At 66.7% G+C, this 16,348-nt stretch carries 16 protein-coding genes and 1 tRNA gene; 7 read left to right on the forward strand and 10 right to left on the reverse strand.

Features of this window, described 5'->3' with window-relative positions:
- Position 1: 1 nt before the first annotated feature.
- Genes K6L26_RS08335 through K6L26_RS08365 form a run of 7 tightly spaced genes read right to left on the reverse strand, consistent with a single transcriptional unit; the run spans position 2 to position 8,224 of the window.
- The gene (locus K6L26_RS08335; protein WP_221852928.1) at positions 2 to 703 is read right to left on the reverse strand and encodes a response regulator; all 702 of its coding nucleotides are present in this window, start codon (positions 701 to 703) and stop codon (positions 2 to 4) included.
- Positions 700 to 3,237: a DUF4118 domain-containing protein gene (locus tag K6L26_RS08340; protein WP_221852929.1), complete on the reverse strand. Its 2,538-nt coding sequence runs from the start codon at positions 3,235 to 3,237 to the stop codon at positions 700 to 702. Before K6L26_RS08340 ends, K6L26_RS08335 begins: the two co-directional genes overlap by 4 nt.
- A gap of 19 nt (positions 3,238 to 3,256) precedes the next feature.
- Entirely contained in the window at positions 3,257 to 4,117 is an 861-nt protein-coding gene (locus tag K6L26_RS08345) for a potassium-transporting ATPase subunit C (RefSeq protein WP_221852930.1), read from the reverse strand.
- A gap of 1 nt (position 4,118) precedes the next feature.
- A complete protein-coding gene (kdpB, locus tag K6L26_RS08350; RefSeq protein WP_280639571.1) occupies positions 4,119 to 6,293 on the reverse strand; it encodes a potassium-transporting ATPase subunit KdpB in 2,175 nt (724 codons plus the stop codon).
- 1 nt (position 6,294) lies between these two features.
- Positions 6,295 to 7,965 carry a potassium-transporting ATPase subunit KdpA gene (kdpA, locus tag K6L26_RS08355; protein WP_065061868.1) on the reverse strand — a complete coding sequence of 557 codons (1,671 nt, stop codon included), beginning with the start codon at positions 7,963 to 7,965 and terminating at the stop codon, positions 6,295 to 6,297.
- The gene (locus tag K6L26_RS08360; RefSeq protein ID WP_019347277.1) at positions 7,965 to 8,054 is read right to left on the reverse strand and encodes a potassium-transporting ATPase subunit F; all 90 of its coding nucleotides are present in this window, start codon (positions 8,052 to 8,054) and stop codon (positions 7,965 to 7,967) included. The genes kdpA and K6L26_RS08360 overlap by 1 nt, the downstream gene beginning before the upstream one ends.
- Positions 8,051 to 8,224 (reverse strand): hypothetical protein, encoded by a 174-nt coding sequence (locus K6L26_RS08365; protein WP_208862501.1) that lies wholly within the window; start codon positions 8,222 to 8,224, stop codon positions 8,051 to 8,053. The genes K6L26_RS08360 and K6L26_RS08365 overlap by 4 nt, the downstream gene beginning before the upstream one ends.
- Before the next feature lie 113 nt (positions 8,225 to 8,337).
- Between K6L26_RS08365 and K6L26_RS08370 the strand changes: the two genes are divergently transcribed.
- Genes K6L26_RS08370 through K6L26_RS08380 form a run of 3 tightly spaced genes read left to right on the forward strand, consistent with a single transcriptional unit; the run spans position 8,338 to position 10,725 of the window.
- Positions 8,338 to 9,525: an FAD-dependent oxidoreductase gene (locus K6L26_RS08370; RefSeq protein ID WP_221853350.1), complete on the forward strand. Its 1,188-nt coding sequence runs from the start codon at positions 8,338 to 8,340 to the stop codon at positions 9,523 to 9,525.
- Between the two features lie 10 nt (positions 9,526 to 9,535).
- Entirely contained in the window at positions 9,536 to 10,096 is a 561-nt protein-coding gene (locus K6L26_RS08375; RefSeq protein WP_221853351.1) for a DUF4389 domain-containing protein, read from the forward strand.
- 5 nt (positions 10,097 to 10,101) lie between these two features.
- Positions 10,102 to 10,725, forward strand: coding sequence for a class I SAM-dependent methyltransferase (locus K6L26_RS08380; protein WP_221852931.1), 624 nt, complete (start codon positions 10,102 to 10,104; stop codon positions 10,723 to 10,725).
- Here the strand turns inward: K6L26_RS08380 and K6L26_RS08385 are convergent.
- From K6L26_RS08385 to K6L26_RS08395, 3 genes are all read right to left on the reverse strand, one after another.
- On the reverse strand, positions 10,712 to 13,225 hold the full coding sequence (locus tag K6L26_RS08385; protein WP_221852932.1) for an FtsX-like permease family protein: 2,514 nt from the start codon (positions 13,223 to 13,225) through the stop codon (positions 10,712 to 10,714). The genes K6L26_RS08380 and K6L26_RS08385 overlap by 14 nt on opposite strands.
- The gene (locus K6L26_RS08390) at positions 13,225 to 13,938 is read right to left on the reverse strand and encodes an ABC transporter ATP-binding protein (protein WP_435405364.1); all 714 of its coding nucleotides are present in this window, start codon (positions 13,936 to 13,938) and stop codon (positions 13,225 to 13,227) included. The genes K6L26_RS08385 and K6L26_RS08390 overlap by 1 nt, the downstream gene beginning before the upstream one ends.
- Before the next feature lie 200 nt (positions 13,939 to 14,138).
- Positions 14,139 to 14,546 (reverse strand): nitroreductase family deazaflavin-dependent oxidoreductase, encoded by a 408-nt coding sequence (locus K6L26_RS08395; protein ID WP_221852933.1) that lies wholly within the window; start codon positions 14,544 to 14,546, stop codon positions 14,139 to 14,141.
- A 254-nt stretch (positions 14,547 to 14,800) separates the two neighbouring features.
- Between K6L26_RS08395 and K6L26_RS08400 the strand changes: the two genes are divergently transcribed.
- The 4 genes from K6L26_RS08400 to K6L26_RS08415 all read left to right on the forward strand — a co-directional run bounded on the left by K6L26_RS08400 (position 14,801) and on the right by K6L26_RS08415 (position 16,312).
- Positions 14,801 to 14,989: a hypothetical protein gene (locus tag K6L26_RS08400; RefSeq protein ID WP_221852934.1), complete on the forward strand. Its 189-nt coding sequence runs from the start codon at positions 14,801 to 14,803 to the stop codon at positions 14,987 to 14,989.
- A 66-nt stretch (positions 14,990 to 15,055) separates the two neighbouring features.
- Positions 15,056 to 15,129, forward strand: a tRNA-Leu gene (locus tag K6L26_RS08405).
- Between the two features lie 79 nt (positions 15,130 to 15,208).
- Positions 15,209 to 15,604 carry a nitroreductase family deazaflavin-dependent oxidoreductase gene (locus tag K6L26_RS08410; protein WP_221852935.1) on the forward strand — a complete coding sequence of 132 codons (396 nt, stop codon included), beginning with the start codon at positions 15,209 to 15,211 and terminating at the stop codon, positions 15,602 to 15,604.
- 144 nt (positions 15,605 to 15,748) lie between these two features.
- Positions 15,749 to 16,312 carry a dihydrofolate reductase family protein gene (locus tag K6L26_RS08415; RefSeq protein WP_076213627.1) on the forward strand — a complete coding sequence of 188 codons (564 nt, stop codon included), beginning with the start codon at positions 15,749 to 15,751 and terminating at the stop codon, positions 16,310 to 16,312.
- Positions 16,313 to 16,348 lie beyond the last annotated feature (36 nt).

Consider the following 16,348-nt stretch of genomic DNA (forward strand, 5'->3'; position numbering starts at 1 on the left):
GTCACTCCTGGAAGCGGTAACCCATCCCCGCTTCGGTGAGCAGGTGCACCGGGTGTGACGGATCGTCCTCGAGTTTGCGGCGCAACTGCGCCAGGTACACCCGCAGATAGTGGGTCTCCTTGGCGTAGGCCGGTCCCCACACCTCACGCAACAGTTCTTCGCGGCCGACCAACTTGCCCCGATTGCGTACCAGCATCTCCAGCATGCCCCACTCGGTGGGGGTCAGGTGCACCTCATGGTTGTTCTTGGTCACCTTCTTGGCCGCGAGATCGACGGTGAACGACGAGGTTTCGATGACGGGCTCATCGGTCTCGGACGCCGCGGCGCCCCGGCGCACGGCCGCGCGCAGCCGGGCCAGGAATTCGTCCATACCAAAGGGTTTGGTGACGTAATCGTCGGCACCGGCGTCGAGGGCCTCGACCTTGTCGGACGAGTCGGTGCGGGCCGAGAGCACGATCACCGGTGCCGACAGCCAACCGCGCAGGCCGGCCAGTACCTCGATACCCGACATGTCGGGCAGCCCGAGGTCGAGCACGATCACGTCAGGGCGGTGGTCGGCGGCGGCACGCAGGCCCTGCCCGCCGTTGGTGGCGGTGTCGACCTCGTAGCCGCGCACCGACAGGTTGATCCGGAGCGCCCGCAGGATCTGTGGTTCGTCGTCGATCACCAGGACCCGGGTCTTGGCGGCGTTGCTGGATGTCATGCTGATTCGTCCTTCGGCGGTGCAGCAAGGTCGATTTCGACGGTGAGGCCACCGCCGGGTGTGTCGGTCGCGGAGATGGTGCCGCCCATGGCTTCGACGAAGCCGCGGGCGACGGACAGACCCAGCCCGACGCCGATGCTGGTGTTGTGATCGCCGAGGCGCTGGAACGGGGCGAACAGTTGTTCCTCTGCCCCGCGCGGCATACCGGGTCCCTCGTCGATCACCGCGATCAGCACCCGGTCGGCCACCTGGCCGGCGCTGACCCGGATCGGTCCGTCGGGGGCATACCGTAGGGAATTGTCGATCAGGTTGGCCAGCACCCGCTCGAGCAGCCCGGCATCGGCCATCGCGACGGCGTCACCGACCTCGACCTTCACGCGGTCCAGGCCTTCGCGGGTGAACCCGGTGGCGCCCTTGCTGATTCCCAGCAGTGCCCGCTGCGTCGTCTCTTCGAGATACACCCGGCGCAGCTCGGGTCGGACCACCCCGGCCGACAACCGCGACGAGTCCAGCAGGTTGCCGACGAGCGCGGTGAGCGCGTCGACGGATTCCTCGATGGTGGCCAGCAGTTCGGCGGTGTCCTCGGCGGAGAAGTCGATGTCCTCACTGCGCAGGCTGGACGCGGCTGCCTTGGCCGCGGCCAGCGGGGTGCGCAGGTCATGGCTGACCGCCGAGAGCAGCGAGCGGCGCAGTTCGTCGGCCTGCGCGATCGCCTCGGCCTTGCCCGCCTCCTCGGTGAGCTCGCGTTGTTTGACCAGTCCGGCAGCTTGTTTGGCGACGGCACTCAGCACCCGGCGGTCCCGTGCGGCCAGTTTGCGTCCGGACATCAGCAGCCAGAATTCGTCGTCCCCGACTTCGATCGCGGTGTCGGCGGTGTCCACGTCGGCGCACGGTTTGGTGCCCACGCAGGCCACGATGTCAGCGGTGCCGTTGCGTTCCCGCAGCAGGCTCACCGCCCGTTGGGAGTAGGTCTCCCGCAGCCGTTCCAGCAGGGTGGTCAGATCCGCACCGCGCAGCACCGACCCGGCGAACAAGGTCAGTAGTTCGGCTTCCTGCGACGCTTTCCTGGCTTCGCGGGCCCGGCTCGCGGCGCCGTCGACCAGCGCCGCTACCGCCACCGCGACCAGCAGGAGCACGACGACGGTGACGGCGCTGTCGGGTTCGGAGATGGTGAACGTGTGACGGGGGTCGACCAGGAAGTAGTTCAGCAGCAGCCCGGACAGCAGGGCCGACAGCCCTGCGGGCGCAACGCCACCGAGCAGCGCGACGATCAGCACGCCGATGAAGAACAGGGCGCTCTCGCCGCTGACGCCCAGATATGGGTCCAGCAGGGTCACGATGGCCAGGCAGATCGCGGACGGAACCACAAGGCTGGCAAGCCAGGACGCGATATGACGCTGCCGAGGGGTGGCGGCCGACCAGCCGAAGCCGCGACGGGCCTGCTCGTGCGTCACCATGTGCACGTCGATCTTGCCCGACTGCTGCACCACAGCGGGGCCGATGCCTTCTTCGAAGATCCGGGCCCACCGGGACCGCCGCGACGTGCCGAGCACCAACTGGGTGGCATTGCGTTCACGCGCGAAATCCAGTAGCGCGGTGGGTACGTCGTCGCCGACGACGGTGTGCACGGTGGCACCGAGGCTTGCGGCCAGCTCGCGCACCTTGCCCATCTGGGGTGCCGAGACACCCGAGAGGCCGTCCCCGCGGACGACGTGCACCACCATGAGCTCGGCACTGGATTTCGACGCGATACGAGATGCCCTGCGCACCAGGGTTTCCGACTCGGCGCCGCCCGTGACGGCGACCACCACGCGCTCGCGGGCCTCCCAGGTGTCGGTGATCTTGTTGTCGGCCCGGTACTTGGCCAGGGCGGCGTCGACCTGGTCGGCCAGCCACAGCAGCGCCAGTTCGCGCAGCGCGGTGAGGTTTCCGCGCCGGAAGTAGTTCGACAGCGCGGCGTCGACACGCTCGGGTGCGTACACGTTGCCGTGGGACAGCCTGCGGCGCAGCGCCTCCGGGGTGATGTCGACCAGCTCGATCTGGTCGGCCGCCCGGACGATTCCGTCGGGAACCTTTTCCTGCTGCTCGATTCCGGTGATCTGGGTGACCACGTCGTTGAGGCTTTCCAGGTGCTGGACATTGACCGTCGAGATCACGGTGATGCCGGCGTCGAGCAGCTCTTCGACGTCCTGCCAACGCTTCGGGTTCTTGCTGCCCGGGGTGTTGGTGTGGGCGAGCTCGTCGACCAACACCACCTGCGGGTTGCGGGCCAGCACCGCGGCTACGTCGAGTTCGGGGAATCGGCCGCCCCGGTACTCGACGTAGCGCGGCGGGATGACCTCGATGCCGTCGAGCAGGCCGGCGGTTTTCTTGCGCCCGTGCGTCTCGACCACCGCGGCCACCACGTCGGTGCCGCGCTCGAGCCGGCGGTGCGCCTCACCGAGCATCGCGTAGGTCTTCCCCACGCCGGGCGCCGCACCCAGGTAGATGCGCAGCTCACCGCGTTTGGTGGGGTTGGCCGGCGGCGTGTTCACAAGACCATCATCCTCGCGCCTACAGCGCGTCGAGAGCGATGTTGAGTTCGAGCACGTTGACCCGCGGTTCGCCCAAGAAGCCCAGGGTGCGTCCGTCGGTGTGCTGGGCCACCATCGCGCGTACCAGGTCCGGGTTCAGTCCGCGGGCCTCGGCCACCCGGTTGACCTGCAGATCGGCGTAGGCCACCGAGATGTTGGGGTCCAGGCCGCTGCCACTGGCGGTGACGGCATCGGCCGGCACCTGCGGGTTGGCAGGGGCGTCGCCGCGGATCGGCACGATCAGGCCGATCCTGTAGTCCTCACCGGCCTTCGCGCATTCCACCCGGACACCTTCGTAGGTGTTCAGGAAGGGGGTCTTCGTCGTGTCGCAGGGCTCGTTGACGCTGACCACCTTCGTCGGGTGGACGACGTTTCCGCGGGCATCGCGCGGTCCGATCACCGACAGCACCGCCCCGACACCACCTCCGGTGCAGAACGGGCGGGCGCCGTCGACGCCGTCGAGCTTGCCGATGGCCGCGCTGCGGGAGCACACCTGGGTGAGCAGGCTGGGTTTGTCGGGCTGGTCGACAACGCTTTCCGGGCCGAGGTTGCTCGCGCCGCTGGCCATCGGGTCGTACCCGTCACCGGCCATCGACGGCCGGCTCTGGAAGTACCGGGGCAGCGGGTTGCCGTCGGGGTCGGTGAACGATTGGCCGATCAGGCTGCTGCCCACAGGTTTTCCGTTCGCTTCGATCAGCGATCCGTCGGCCTTGTCGCGCAGGCCGGGAAGCTGGGCCACCAGCCAGATGAAGACCGGATAGCCGACGCCCAGGATGACGGTGAGTACCAGAAGCGCTCGCAGGGCCGCCGCATGTTGGCGGAGCAGGTTGGAAAATAACATGTCACATTCCCGGGAAGAGTTGGACGACGAGGTCGATCAGCTTGATGCCGATGAACGGCGCGACGATGCCGCCGAGGCCGTAGACATACAGGTTGCGGCTCAACAGTTTCGATGCGCTGCTCGGGGTGTAGCGGACACCCTTGAGTGCCAACGGGATCAGCACCACGATGATGATCGCGTTGAAGATCACCGCGGACAGGATCGCCGATTGTGGGCTGTGCAGCCGCATGATGTTGAGCAGATCCAGGCCGGGGAACAGGGCCACGAACAACGCCGGGATGATCGCGAAGTACTTGGCGATGTCGTTGGCGATCGAGAACGTGGTCAGTGCCCCGCGGGTGATCAGCAGCTGCTTGCCGATCTCGACGATCTCGATGAGCTTGGTCGGGTCGGAGTCGAGATCCACCATGTTGCCGGCCTCTTTGGCGGCCGAGGTACCGCTGTTCATCGCGACGCCGACATCGGCCTGCGCCAGGGCGGGCGCGTCGTTGGTGCCGTCACCGGTCATCGCGACGAGCTTGCCGCCGGCCTGCTCCTGGCGGATCAGGGCCATCTTGTCCTCGGGCGTGGCCTCGGCGAGAAAGTCGTCCACACCGGCCTCGTCGGCAATTGCTTTGGCGGTCAACGGATTGTCGCCGGTGATCATCACGGTGCGGATGCCCATGCGGCGCATCTCGTCGAAGCGTTCCCGCATGCCCTGCTTGACGACGTCCTTGAGGTGGATCACGCCGAGGACAGAAGCTTTTCCGACGCCGTTCTCTTTGATCACGTGTCCGACCACCAGCGGAGTGCCACCGGCTGCAGAGATGCCGTCGACGATGTCGCCGAGCTCGGTCGGAACTCGACCACCTTCGGATCTGACCCACTCGGCGACCGCGCCCGCCGCGCCCTTGCGCAACCGGTGATCGCGCGACAGGTCGACTCCGGACATCCGGGTATTGGCACTGAACTCCACCCAGTATGCGTGGTCGAGTTCGCCCGGGGTGCGGCCGCGTAATCCATACTCCTGCTTGGCGAACACAACGATCGAGCGACCCTCGGGTGTTTCGTCGGCCAGGCTGGACAGCTGTGCCGCGTCGGCGAGTTGTTCGGGTGTGACGCCCGACAGCGGCACGAAGGCGGCGGCCTGCCGGTTACCGAGCGTGATGGTGCCGGTCTTGTCGAGCAGCAGGGTGTTGACGTCACCGGCGGCCTCGACCGCGCGGCCCGACATCGCGAGCACGTTGCGCTGAACCAGCCGGTCCATGCCGGCGATGCCGATCGCCGACAGCAGCGCGCCGATGGTGGTGGGGATCAGGCACACCAGCAGCGACACCATCACGATGCCCGAAATGCCGTTTCCGTTGAGTGCCAAAGTGTCCGGCACACCGGGGTTGTTGGCCTTGGAGAAGACAGCCAGCGGCTGCAGGGTGGCGACGGCGAAGACGAAGATGATCGTCAACGACGCCAGCAGGATGTTGAGCGCGATCTCGTTGGGGGTCTTCTGCCGGTTGGCGCCCTCGACAAGGTTGATCATCCGGTCGATGAAGCTCTCGCCGGGTTTCTGCGTGATCCGCACGACGATGCGGTCGGACAGCACCGTGGTGCCACCGGTGACGGCACTCCGGTCGCCTCCGGACTCCCGGATGACGGGTGCGGATTCACCGGTGATCGCCGATTCGTCCACCGAGGCAATGCCTTCCACGACATCACCGTCGCCGGGGATCACCTGGCCGGCCTCGACCACCACGACGTCACCCTGTTGCAGCAACGGTGCGGCGACCTCTTCCTCGGCGCCGGAATCGGTCAGGCGCCGTGCCATCGTGGAGGTCTTGGTTTTCCGCAGCGATTCGGCCTGGGCCTTGCCGCGGCCCTCGGCGACGGCCTCGGCCAGATTGGCGAAGATCACCGTGAGCCACAGCCAGATGACTATCAGCCCGGCGAACCAGGACGGATTCAGAATCGTGCACAGTGTTGCCGCTACAGCGCCGATCTCGACGATGAACATCACCGGGTTGCGCCACAGCGTGCGCGGGTCGAGCTTGCGCAGTGCGTCGGGCGTCGAGCGCCACAGCATCTTCGGGTCTAGCAGGCCGCCGTGAAGTCGCGCGCTCTTTGTCACGCTGGAGTGGCCCTCGGGCGCGGGCGCCACTCTGGCGTGACGGTCGGCGACAGGGACGGAGTGAACGGATGGCATTTCAGTGGATTCCTTCGGCAAGGGGCCCGAGCGCGAGCATGGGCAAGAAGGTGAGGGCGACCAGGATCAGCGTGACGCCGGCGACCATCCCGACGAACTGCGGTCGGTGGGTGGGCAGGGTGCCGACCGAATCAGGGGTCTTGCCCTGGCGTGCCAGTGAGCCGGCGAGTGCCAGCACGAAGATGATCGGCAGGAACCGGCCGAACACCATCGCCAGACCGAGGGCGGTGTTGTACCACTCGGTGTTGACGCTGATGCCGGCGAACGCCGAGCCGTTGTTGTTGGCGGCCGAGGTGAACGCGTAGAGCACCTCGGACAGGCCGTGCGGACCGGTGTTGAGCATGCCCGCCCGTTGGCCGGGCATGGCCATGGCCACCGCGGTGCCGGTCAGCACGATCAACGGTGTGACGAGGAAATACGTTGCGGCCAGCTTGATCTCGCGCGGGGTGATCTTCTTGCCCAGGTACTCCGGGGTGCGTCCGACCATTAGGCCCGCGACGAACACCGTGATGATCGCCAGGACCAACATGCCGTAGAGGCCCGAGCCGACGCCGCCGGGCGCCACTTCGCCGAGCTGCATGTTGAACATCGCGATCAAGCCGCCGAGGCTGGTGTAGGAGTCGTGGAAGGAGTTCACCGCACCCGTCGACGTCAGCGTCGTCGCGTCTGCGAACACCGCGGAGTTGGCGACGCCGAACCGCTGTTCGACACCTTCCATCGCGGCGCCGGTAGCGGTGGGCACGGTGCCGTGAGCCTGCAGTTGGAACAGCATCATCAGGCTGACGCTGATGGTCGCGATCACGCCCATCACCGCCACGATCGCGTAGCCCTGCTTCGGATTGCCGACCATGCGGCCGAAGGTGCGCGGCAGCGAGAACGGGATCATCAGGATCAGGAAGATCTCCACCCAGTTGGTCCAGGTGGTTGGGTTCTCGAACGGGTGTGAGGAGTTGGCGTTGAAGAAGCCGCCGCCGTTGGTGCCGAGCTCCTTGATCACTTCCTGACTGGCCACCGGGCCGCCCGGGATGGTCTGCGTGCCGCCGGCCAGCGTGTTGACCACCTGGTTGTGCAGATCGAAGTTCTGGATGGCGCCGCCGCCCACCAGGATCAGCGCGCCGACAATCGAAATCGGCAGCAGGATACGGAGATTGCCGCGCACCAGATCCACCCAGAAGTTGCCGAGTTCACCGGTGTTGCGCCGCACCAGGCCGCGTACCAACGTCACTGCCACCGCCATACCGACTGACGCGGAGACGAAGTTCTGCACCGCAAGCCCGGCCATCTGCACCAGGTGGCCTTGGGTGGATTCACCCGAGTAGGCCTGCCAGTTCGTGTTGGTGACGAAACTTACGGCGGTGTTCCAGGCCAGCGCCGGTGTCATCGGGGTGGCCGGATCGTTCAGGTGCAGCGGTAGTTTTCCCTGCACCAGCTGCAAGGTGAACAGGAACAGGATGCTGATAGCGGAGAACGCCAGCACACTGCGGGCATAGGCGCCCCAGGTCTGCTCGGCATTCGGGTCCGCGCCGATCAGGCGGTAGATGACGCGTTCGGCACGGGAATGCTTGCCGGTCGTGTAGACGCGGTACATGTAGTCCCCGAGCGGCACGTGAACCGCCGCTACCGCGGCGATGAGGACGACGAGGAAAACGATCCCCGCGGTTGTCGTAGTCACTAGAACCTTTCCGGAAACAGCAGCGCCGCGAAGAGAAACAGCGCGATGAGGATTGCCAAGCCCAGGCCGACGACGTTTTCGTAACTCACAGTCCCTCGACCAACTTCTGCACCAGGCCCAGCAACGCGAAGACCGCCACTGTCAGCCCGACGAACACCACTACGGACATGGGTTCTCCCAGACGTTTACGGTCGCCGGCTCTCGGCGACTGATCGAGGGTGCGCCCGCGGTAGGCCGCTGGTCGCGATCTTGACGCCATCTTTACGCCCGGCTGTCGGTCCTTTACGGAATCTTTTCCGGGACATAAATTGAGCCGTGGGCTCTAAACGGCCCCAGAGCCGGCACCACGTCCAGCCAGCGCCGCAACGGCCGCTGAGGGTTCTCGTTGTCGGTGCCGGGGTCGGTGGCCTCTCCGTCGCCCGCGGGTTGTTACGGGACGGCCATGACGTCACGGTGTTCGAGCAACGGCCCGAGGTACGGGCCGGCGGCGGCGCCGTCACGATCTGGTCCAACGGCGAAACCGTGCTGCGCCAGCTCGGCGTCGACATGGAAGGCGCCGGCCAGGAGTTGTCCACCGTGCGGGTGATGACGTCGACGGGCCGCCCGATGACCACCCTCGACCTGGCCGCGATCGTGAGCCGGATGGGTGCGCCGGTCCGGATGGTGCCGCGACGCGTCGTGCTCGCGCGACTGTTGGAAGGCTTTCCGGCCGAACGCATTCGGTGCGGAAAATCGGTGGTCGGGGTGACCGACGGCAGCCGCGGCGTCCGCCTCGATTTCGCCGACGGCAGTTCTGTGGACGGTGATCTGGTGATCGGCGCGGACGGTCTGCACTCCAAGGTCCGCGACATCGTCGGCGCGCAGCACGCCGAACCGACGGGGTGGTGCAGCTGGCAGGGGCTGGCCACGCTTCCGGATGGTGCCGATCGTCGGGTCGCCTTCGTCATCGTTGGCCAGCACGGAAACCTCGGCCTGTGGCCCGCCGGGGGCAGTGAGGTGCAGTGGTGGTTCGATCTGCCGTGGTCGCCCGGCTTCGTTCGGCCGGAGCGCCCGATCGAGGTGATCCGCGCCAATTTCACCGGATGGTCCGAGCTGGTCGATGAAGTGCTCGCGACATTGACCGATGAGCACCTGGCCCGTTCGCCCTATCCGCATTTCCGCCATCCCGTCCCGGGGCCGGGCCGCGGTGCGGTGACGTTGTTGGGCGACGCTGCCCATACGATGCCGCCGACGCTCGCCCAGGGCACCAACCAAGCCCTGCTGGACACGATGGTGTTGTGTAAGGCGATTTCAGGTATTCGCGACGGCGCCGACGTGTCCGGGGCCCTGCGCTGGTACGAGAAGACCCGCCGGCACCGGGTCGCGGCGGTGTCCCGGGTGGCCTCACTGCAGGTGTCGCACGGCGAGGCGGTGCTGGCGCCGGCGGCCCTGGTCCCGGATCGGGCGATGACGTGGTTGCTGGCAACGTTTCTGCGGGCGGTGAGCCACCGTCGGATGGCTGCGGGGATCAGCCGCGAGCTCGCCGAGAGGGCCGTGGGCAGGGGCGAACATGCCCGCTGAGATAGTCCGGGTGCGGGGTGCGATCGACGCGCCGTCGAACAGGTTGTGGCTGGTCAAGTGGTGCGTGCTGGCAGTGCCGCACTATCCGATACTGATCGGGCTGTACCTGGTGTATCCGCTGGTGGTGTTCGCCGCGGGGGTGGCGATCCTGTTCACCGGCCGGTATCCGCGGCCGCTGTTCGATTTCAACGTCGGGGTGCTGCGCTGGTCGTGGCGCGTGATGAATTACCGGTTCCCGATGAACACCACCGACCGGTACCCGCCGTTCACGCTCAAACCCCGGGCTGACTATCCGGGCGATCTCGAGGTCGACTATCCCGAACAGCTGTCCAGAGCAGCGGTGCTGGTGAAGTGGCTGTTGGCGCTGCCGCAGATCATCATGTGCTGGGCGATGGAGGCGCCGCTGCAAGTGCTTTGCGTCATCTCCGCGGTGCGGTTGCTGGCCCGGGGCACCGTCTCGCCAGACATGTTCGACCTCTTGATGGGAATCGTGCGATGGCGCTACCGGGTGGCCGTGTACGTCTCGCTGATGAGCGATGAATATCCACCCTTTCGAATGGATCTTGGATAGTACGCTTGAAGCACCGTAACCCGTTGTTCCCGTACGTATATCGGCTGGGTATGCCGGTATTCGACAGGCTGTTCTATCGCCGGTACCGCCGGTCGGCGATGAGTCATGCGATCGGCAGGCTGCTGTTGGTGGGGCTCGGCCCAGGCACAGATCTGCTGTTCCTGCCGGCGGCGGTCACATCCGTCGCGGCAGTGGAACCGGATCCGACGATGCGGCGCATGGCACGCGCGCTGGCCCGTCGGCGTGGTATCGACGTGGAAGTCGCCGACGGGGCGGGCGAGTCGATTCCCTTCCCGGACAGCAGTTTCGATTCGGTCCACGTCGGTCTCGTGTTGTGTTCGGTCGACGATGTACCGGCCACGCTGGCCGAGATTCGGCGCGTCCTGACACCCGACGGCCGGTTGGTGGTGCTCGAGCACGTCCGCGGTGACGGCTTGATGGGGCGGTACCAGGATCTGGTCGCGAGGCCCTGGGCGTGGCTGGCGTCGGGCTGCGAACCGAACCGCCGTACCGTCGACGCCATCGCCGCAGCGGGATTCGACACCAGTTGCCTGCGCAGCACCCGGCGGACGTTGGTGCCGCCGCCGTGCACGCCACATCTGCAGGGAGTCGCGACTATTCGACGCTGACGGCCTCGATGATGTTCAGCCGTGCGGCGCGTCGGGCCGGCGGTAGTGAACCCAGCAGGCTGATCGCCAGGGCGCCGAGGGTGAATACGAGTGCCATCGGACTCGGCCGGAACGTCACCTCGAAATTCATGACGTCCCCGCTGACCAGGCTGAACAGCCACTGGTCCACCAACCCGATCACCAAACCAAGGACACCGCCCACGATGCCGATGGCCGCTGCCTCGGCCAGCACCATCGCCAACGTGTAGCGCCGGCTGGACCCCATCGCGCGCAGCACCCCGATCTCGCGGCGCCGCTCCAACACTGACAGGGTCAGCGTGTTCAGCAGGGCGACAGCGGCGACGAACACCACGATGATCCACACCGCGTTGGCGATCAGCATGCTCTGGTGCAGCGGCGCCTCCAGGCCGGCCAGCGCGGTGCGGCCGTCGTAGACGTGGTTCGGTGCCGGGACGGCCTGGCGGATGTTGGCCAATAGGCGAGCAGGATCGGTTCCCTTGGCGGCGTTGATCTGCAGTGTCGTCGAACCCGGTCGGTCGAACCAGGCGCGCAGCTGATCGAGGCTCATCCCGACCGTGCCGATCACCGTCGAGAAGTAGGGGACCAGCGCCAGCACCTTCGTCCGCTGCGGGCCGTGCGGTGTTTGCAGCTGGAGTTCGTCGCCCGTCCGGACGTCGAGGGTTTTCCCCAGGTTTTGGGAGAGCACCACGCCGCGGCCGGCAAGCACCTCGCTGCGGGTCTGATCGTCGAGGGCGCGGAAGAGGGCGTCGTGGCTGTCGGGGGCGAAGCCGTCGAGCATGACGCGGGTGCCGCCGACGACGGCGAAGCCTAGGGCGCCTTCGGTGACCTTCGCGACCCCGGGCACCTCGGTGACGTTCTGGGTAAGTCCTTGGGGCAGAAGGCCGGTAGGGTACTGGTCGGGTGAGTTGGCGCTCACCCAGACGTCGGCTGCGGCGACCGGGGCGAAGATGTCGCGTGCCGATCCGATCATGTCGTTGTTGGTCCCGGTGATCACGACGGTGGTGACGACGGCGATGAGCACGGTCATCACCGTGGCCCACACCCGCCGGGGTGCGCGTTCCACGGTCGCCCCTGCCAAAGACCCGGGCGAACCGAACAGTCGCGCCACGGCGGCGGTGGCGCGAACGATGGGCCCGGCGAGCGCGAAACCGAGCGCGATCTGGGCGGTGAACAGGGCAGCGATCGCCACGAACGCGATGGAGCCCGGCACAGAGAACACCACCAGGATCGACGCGGCGAGCACCGTCACCGCCGCGAGGCCGGTGACGATGCGCAGCCAGCGCGGGACGTTGTCCGCAGCTGATACGCCGACGGGGGCCAGCGCCTCGATCGGTGAGACCCTGTACACCTGCCGGGCCGCCATCGCCGAGGCTGCCACACTGGTCAATGCCGTGGCCGCGATGGCGACCGGGATGGCGTAGCCGGGCAGCCAGTATTCGATGCGGGCCTCCAGACCCTGCGTCATCGTCGGTGGCAGCCGACCGATCGCCAAGCGGCCCAATACGATTCCGAACAACGACCCGAGGGTGCCGCCGATCAGCCCGAGAATGGCGGCTTCGGCGAGCATGTCGCGCACGATGGTGGTGCGCCGGCCGCCGATGGCGCGCAGCATCGAGATGACGGGGCGGCGTTGCGCGATCGCCATGGTCATTGTCGTGTAGATCAGGAACGCGCCGACCACCAGCGCGACGGCCGCACCCATCAGCGCCATGTAGTTCATCAGCTTGACGCCGTCACCGGCCCGGGCGGCCCGCAAGCTCGGCGCAGCGACGATGGCCCGGCCGTTCACGGCCTTCGTGACCTCGTCTCTCACGGTGGCGAGGCTCGCCCCGGGTGACGTGGTGAGCAGGATCGAGTCGAGCTGGCCCGGCCTGCCGGTAACCTTCTGCGCCAACGGCAGTGGGGCCAGAACATAGTGGCCTCCATTGAGATCGGCGAGCTGCTTGCCCTCGAGGACCTCGGCGATGGTCACCGAGCCCGAGCCGAGCTGAAACGTCTCGCCTTTCGCGTGACCGACGGCGGGCCCGACACGGACCCCCTCGGCTGCCATGGGGGTTTGAACCTCCACTCCGACCGCATCTTTCAGCGCGCCCTCCAAGGCGCGGCTTCGGTCGTCGGCACCGAACAACAGGACCGGTTCGGTGGCGGTGGGCGCGGACATCCGGATCATCGGGGCGGCGTTCGCGACACCGGGCACTTTGGCGACGTCGGCCAGCACGGATTCGGGGAAGCCCGCATCGGTGACGCCGGAGACCTCGAGCGCCGCCACGCCGGCGACGCCGTCGGCGAGCCGGTTGACCGATCCGGTGATCGACCCGAAGATGCCGAGGATCGCGACGAGATACATTGCCGACACGGCCATTACGGCAATCGAGGCGACGGTGCGCCGCCGGTGCACAGTGAGCTCGCGCAGGCTGAACACTCGGAGCCGACTCGCCGCGGCCGCGAGTCTGGTGATGAGCGCTCGCGCGAAGAACATCAGACCGAGCCCGGCACCACCGACATCTCGTCGGAGCCCAGGCGCCCGTCCTGCAGGGTGATCACCCGGTCGGTGGCCGCAGCGGCGTCGGCATTGTGGGTCACCATCACCACCAGCCGGCCCAGGCCCTCCTCGTGGGCGACCTCGCCGAGCAGGGTCAAGATCGCCGCGCCCGTCGTCGAGTCGAGGTTGCCCGTCGGCTCGTCGGCGAGGATCAGCGGCGGGTCCATCATCATGGCCCGGGCCACCGCGACGCGTTGCATCTGACCGCCGGACAGTTCGGACGGCCGGTGCTCGGTGCGGTTGCCCAGGCCGACGCGTTCCAGCAACTCCACGGCCTGTGGTTTGACCTTGCCCAGCCGGACGCCGTCGAGCAGCTTCGGGACGGCCACGTTCTCCCACGCCGACAGCGTCGGCAGGAGGTTGAAGAACTGAAAGACGAAGCCCACTCGATGGTGGCGGAACGCCGACTGCTGTTCGTCGCCGAGGCGCCCGATCTCCTGGCCGTCGAAGGTGATCGAGCCCGAGTCGGGGGAGTCCAACGCGCCCAGCAGGTGCAGCAGCGTGCTCTTACCCGCGCCAGAGGGGCCGATGATCGAAACGAACTGCCCGCCGTTTAGCTGGAGGCTGATCTCGTCGAGAGCGCGCACGGTATGGCCGCCGACCTGGTACTCGCGTACCACGTCGCGCAGTTCGATGGCCAGTTCGGGCATCGCAGCCTCCCGGGAGTCGGGATATCCGCAGCCTACGCCGGGTGGTCCTCTCATCTGCGCGAACGTGCGTGTTTGCTGGCCAACACGCCGCACTTCGCCAGCAGTTTGCGCACGCTCGATGGAAGCGAGCGGTCAGAGCGTGCTTCCGCGATTTCCCTAGCGCCGCTTTCGACGCCGGGGTCGCGCCGCCGCGCTTCGTCTCAAGGGGCGGTTACCGGCGCCAACGAGGCGACGAACCGGGCCTTCTGGTCGGTGGCCGGGATGATGCGGGGGTTGGTCAGCTGGTACCGCTTGCCTCGGTGAACCACTTCGGCGTGGCCGGCAGCGCGTACGTTGCGCACCCAATCCGAATGCTCACCGTAATTCAGTACAACCCTGACCGACTTGTCGTCGATGAACGCCATCACCGGGGTCCGGTACGGCTTGCCCGACTTCCGGCCGGTGTGCTCGATGACGGCCATGTACGGCAACCGTGGCGCCCACAGCCGCTGCAGCGGATTGGTGACGTATTTATTGACGCGGGCGATCACCCGCATCGCGCGTGGTCCCAGTGTTGCCGCCACCCGTTCGGCAACTACGGCAATCGAATTGGCGATACTGCTCGGCATGTGCGGCCCCCGTCGCTGTGCACCTTGGGGCTAATTCAACCAAACTGCGCAACCCCGCCTGCGCGGGCCGTGGCTGAGACGCTCGGCTTGGCATTCCGCGGGAATCGGCGGGTGTTTGCCTCGGTTACAGCGGCTCATGGCTGACATCATGCGCCGGTGGCAGATGGATGGGATTGGTCTCGTCGGGGGCGCTCATCTCGGCAAGGCCCGCGCTCGAGGGGTTCGAGGTATCCACGCCCGTCATGCCAATACTGATGAAAGACATCACAATTCACGGGATCGGCACTGGGCGTCGGCGTGCACTCACCGAGCTCGTCAGCGCCATCGACATCACGGTGACCAAGCCCGTGATCGGGGCGCGCTATCCATTCGGCGACCTGCCGGCGGCGCTGGACCATCTCGATCGTGGCCCGTTCGGCAAGATCGTCGTCGAGGTTGGGTGATCGACGCTGCGCGACTCGGGGCGGTCTGATGACGGCGAACCCTCCTGAAATATGCTCTCCTGCGACGCCCCCATAGCCCAATTGGCAGAGGCAGCGGACTTAAAATCCGCCAAGTGTCGGTTCGAGTCCGACTGGGGGCACCGACGTCCTTGCACGTAGAGGCCGGTATTCACACCGATCGCGCAATCGGTTGTTGGACCTGATACCTAGACTTCGAGAATGCGCATGCCTCGCCGAATCGCAGAGTTCAACAAGCGAGTCACCAATCCGGCGGCTCGCACGGTCACACCGTGGCTTCCGAACCTCGGGACCCTCGAGCATGTCGGGCGGAAGTCGGGTAAGCGATATCGGACGCCCCTTCTGGTATTCGAGACCCGTGATGGCTACGCGATTCTCATCGGCTACGGCCCACAGACGGACTGGTTGAAGAACGTACTGGCCGGCGGACCGACGGTGCTGCGCAAGCGCGCACGGGCTGTCGCGCTCGGCAACCCGCGGGTGGTGAGCAAGGCCGAGGCCGCGGACCTCGTCATACCGCGTTCTCGGCTGTTCTACCGAGCGTTTCCCTACAACGAGGGAGCCGTCCTGCTGACGAAAGTGGGCTCTGCCGGTTGACCTCGTTACCGCGCGGGATTTAACCCGACGAAGCGGCTCAAATCGCCCAGTGTCGGTTCGAGTGCGGCTGGGGGCATTGATATCGACCAGCACCTGATCTCCTCGAGCGCGATGAGTTCTGACCGTCGGTGTAGTCAGATGTGTATGGGCAAGCTCATCTATGGCTTCAACGTGTCGGTGGACGGGTACATCGCCGACGCGCGAGGCAACATCGACTGGTCTGAACCGAGCGAAGAACTGCACCAGTACTGGAACGACTTCGAGCGGGAGACCGCGTGCGCGTTCTACGGGCGCCGGCTCTACGAACTGATGGCCGCGTACTGGCCGACCGCTGACCAGACTCCGGACGCCACCCCGCTGATCGTCGACTTCGCCCACATCTGGCGCGACATGCCCAAGGTGGTGTTCTCGCGCACCCTGGAGGCCGTCGGCTGGAACTCCCGACTGGAACGCGGCGACCCGGTCGAGGTGGTGCGGAAGCTCAAAGCCGACACCGACGGCCAGTTGGAGGTGGCCGGTGCGACGCTGGCCGCGCCGATCGTGCAGGCCGGACTGGTAGACGAGTACCGGATTGTGGTCGCGCCCACCGCAGTGGGCGGCGGCATCCCGTTCCTTCCGGCGTTGCCGTCATGGATTTCGCTGCGACTGTTGGAGAACCGCACCTTTCCGGGCGGGACGGTACTGCTGCGCTACGAGGCGACTGCGTAACTGGAGTTCAACACCAACGGCCACCCGAGCACGGGT

This window comes from Mycobacterium farcinogenes, assembly GCF_019739075.1.
GTDB lineage: Bacteria > Actinomycetota > Actinomycetes > Mycobacteriales > Mycobacteriaceae > Mycobacterium > Mycobacterium senegalense.

Coding starts and splice junctions, on each gene's coding strand:
- kdpB (WP_280639571.1), bottom strand. CDS start 6,293: ATGCCATCCGTTCACTCCGTCCCTGTCGCCGACCGTCACGCCAGAGTG.
- K6L26_RS08410 (WP_221852935.1), top strand. CDS start 15,209: ATGCGCATGCCTCGCCGAATCGCAGAGTTCAACAAGCGAGTCACCAAT.
- K6L26_RS08345 (WP_221852930.1), bottom strand. CDS start 4,117: ATGTTATTTTCCAACCTGCTCCGCCAACATGCGGCGGCCCTGCGAGCG.
- K6L26_RS08390 (WP_435405364.1), bottom strand. CDS start 13,938: ATGCCCGAACTGGCCATCGAACTGCGCGACGTGGTACGCGAGTACCAG.
- K6L26_RS08415 (WP_076213627.1), top strand. CDS start 15,749: ATGGGCAAGCTCATCTATGGCTTCAACGTGTCGGTGGACGGGTACATC.
- K6L26_RS08365 (WP_208862501.1), bottom strand. CDS start 8,224: ATGGCGTCAAGATCGCGACCAGCGGCCTACCGCGGGCGCACCCTCGAT.
- K6L26_RS08335 (WP_221852928.1), bottom strand. CDS start 703: ATGACATCCAGCAACGCCGCCAAGACCCGGGTCCTGGTGATCGACGAC.
- K6L26_RS08400 (WP_221852934.1), top strand. CDS start 14,801: ATGAAAGACATCACAATTCACGGGATCGGCACTGGGCGTCGGCGTGCA.
- K6L26_RS08385 (WP_221852932.1), bottom strand. CDS start 13,225: ATGTTCTTCGCGCGAGCGCTCATCACCAGACTCGCGGCCGCGGCGAGT.
- K6L26_RS08395 (WP_221852933.1), bottom strand. CDS start 14,546: ATGCCGAGCAGTATCGCCAATTCGATTGCCGTAGTTGCCGAACGGGTG.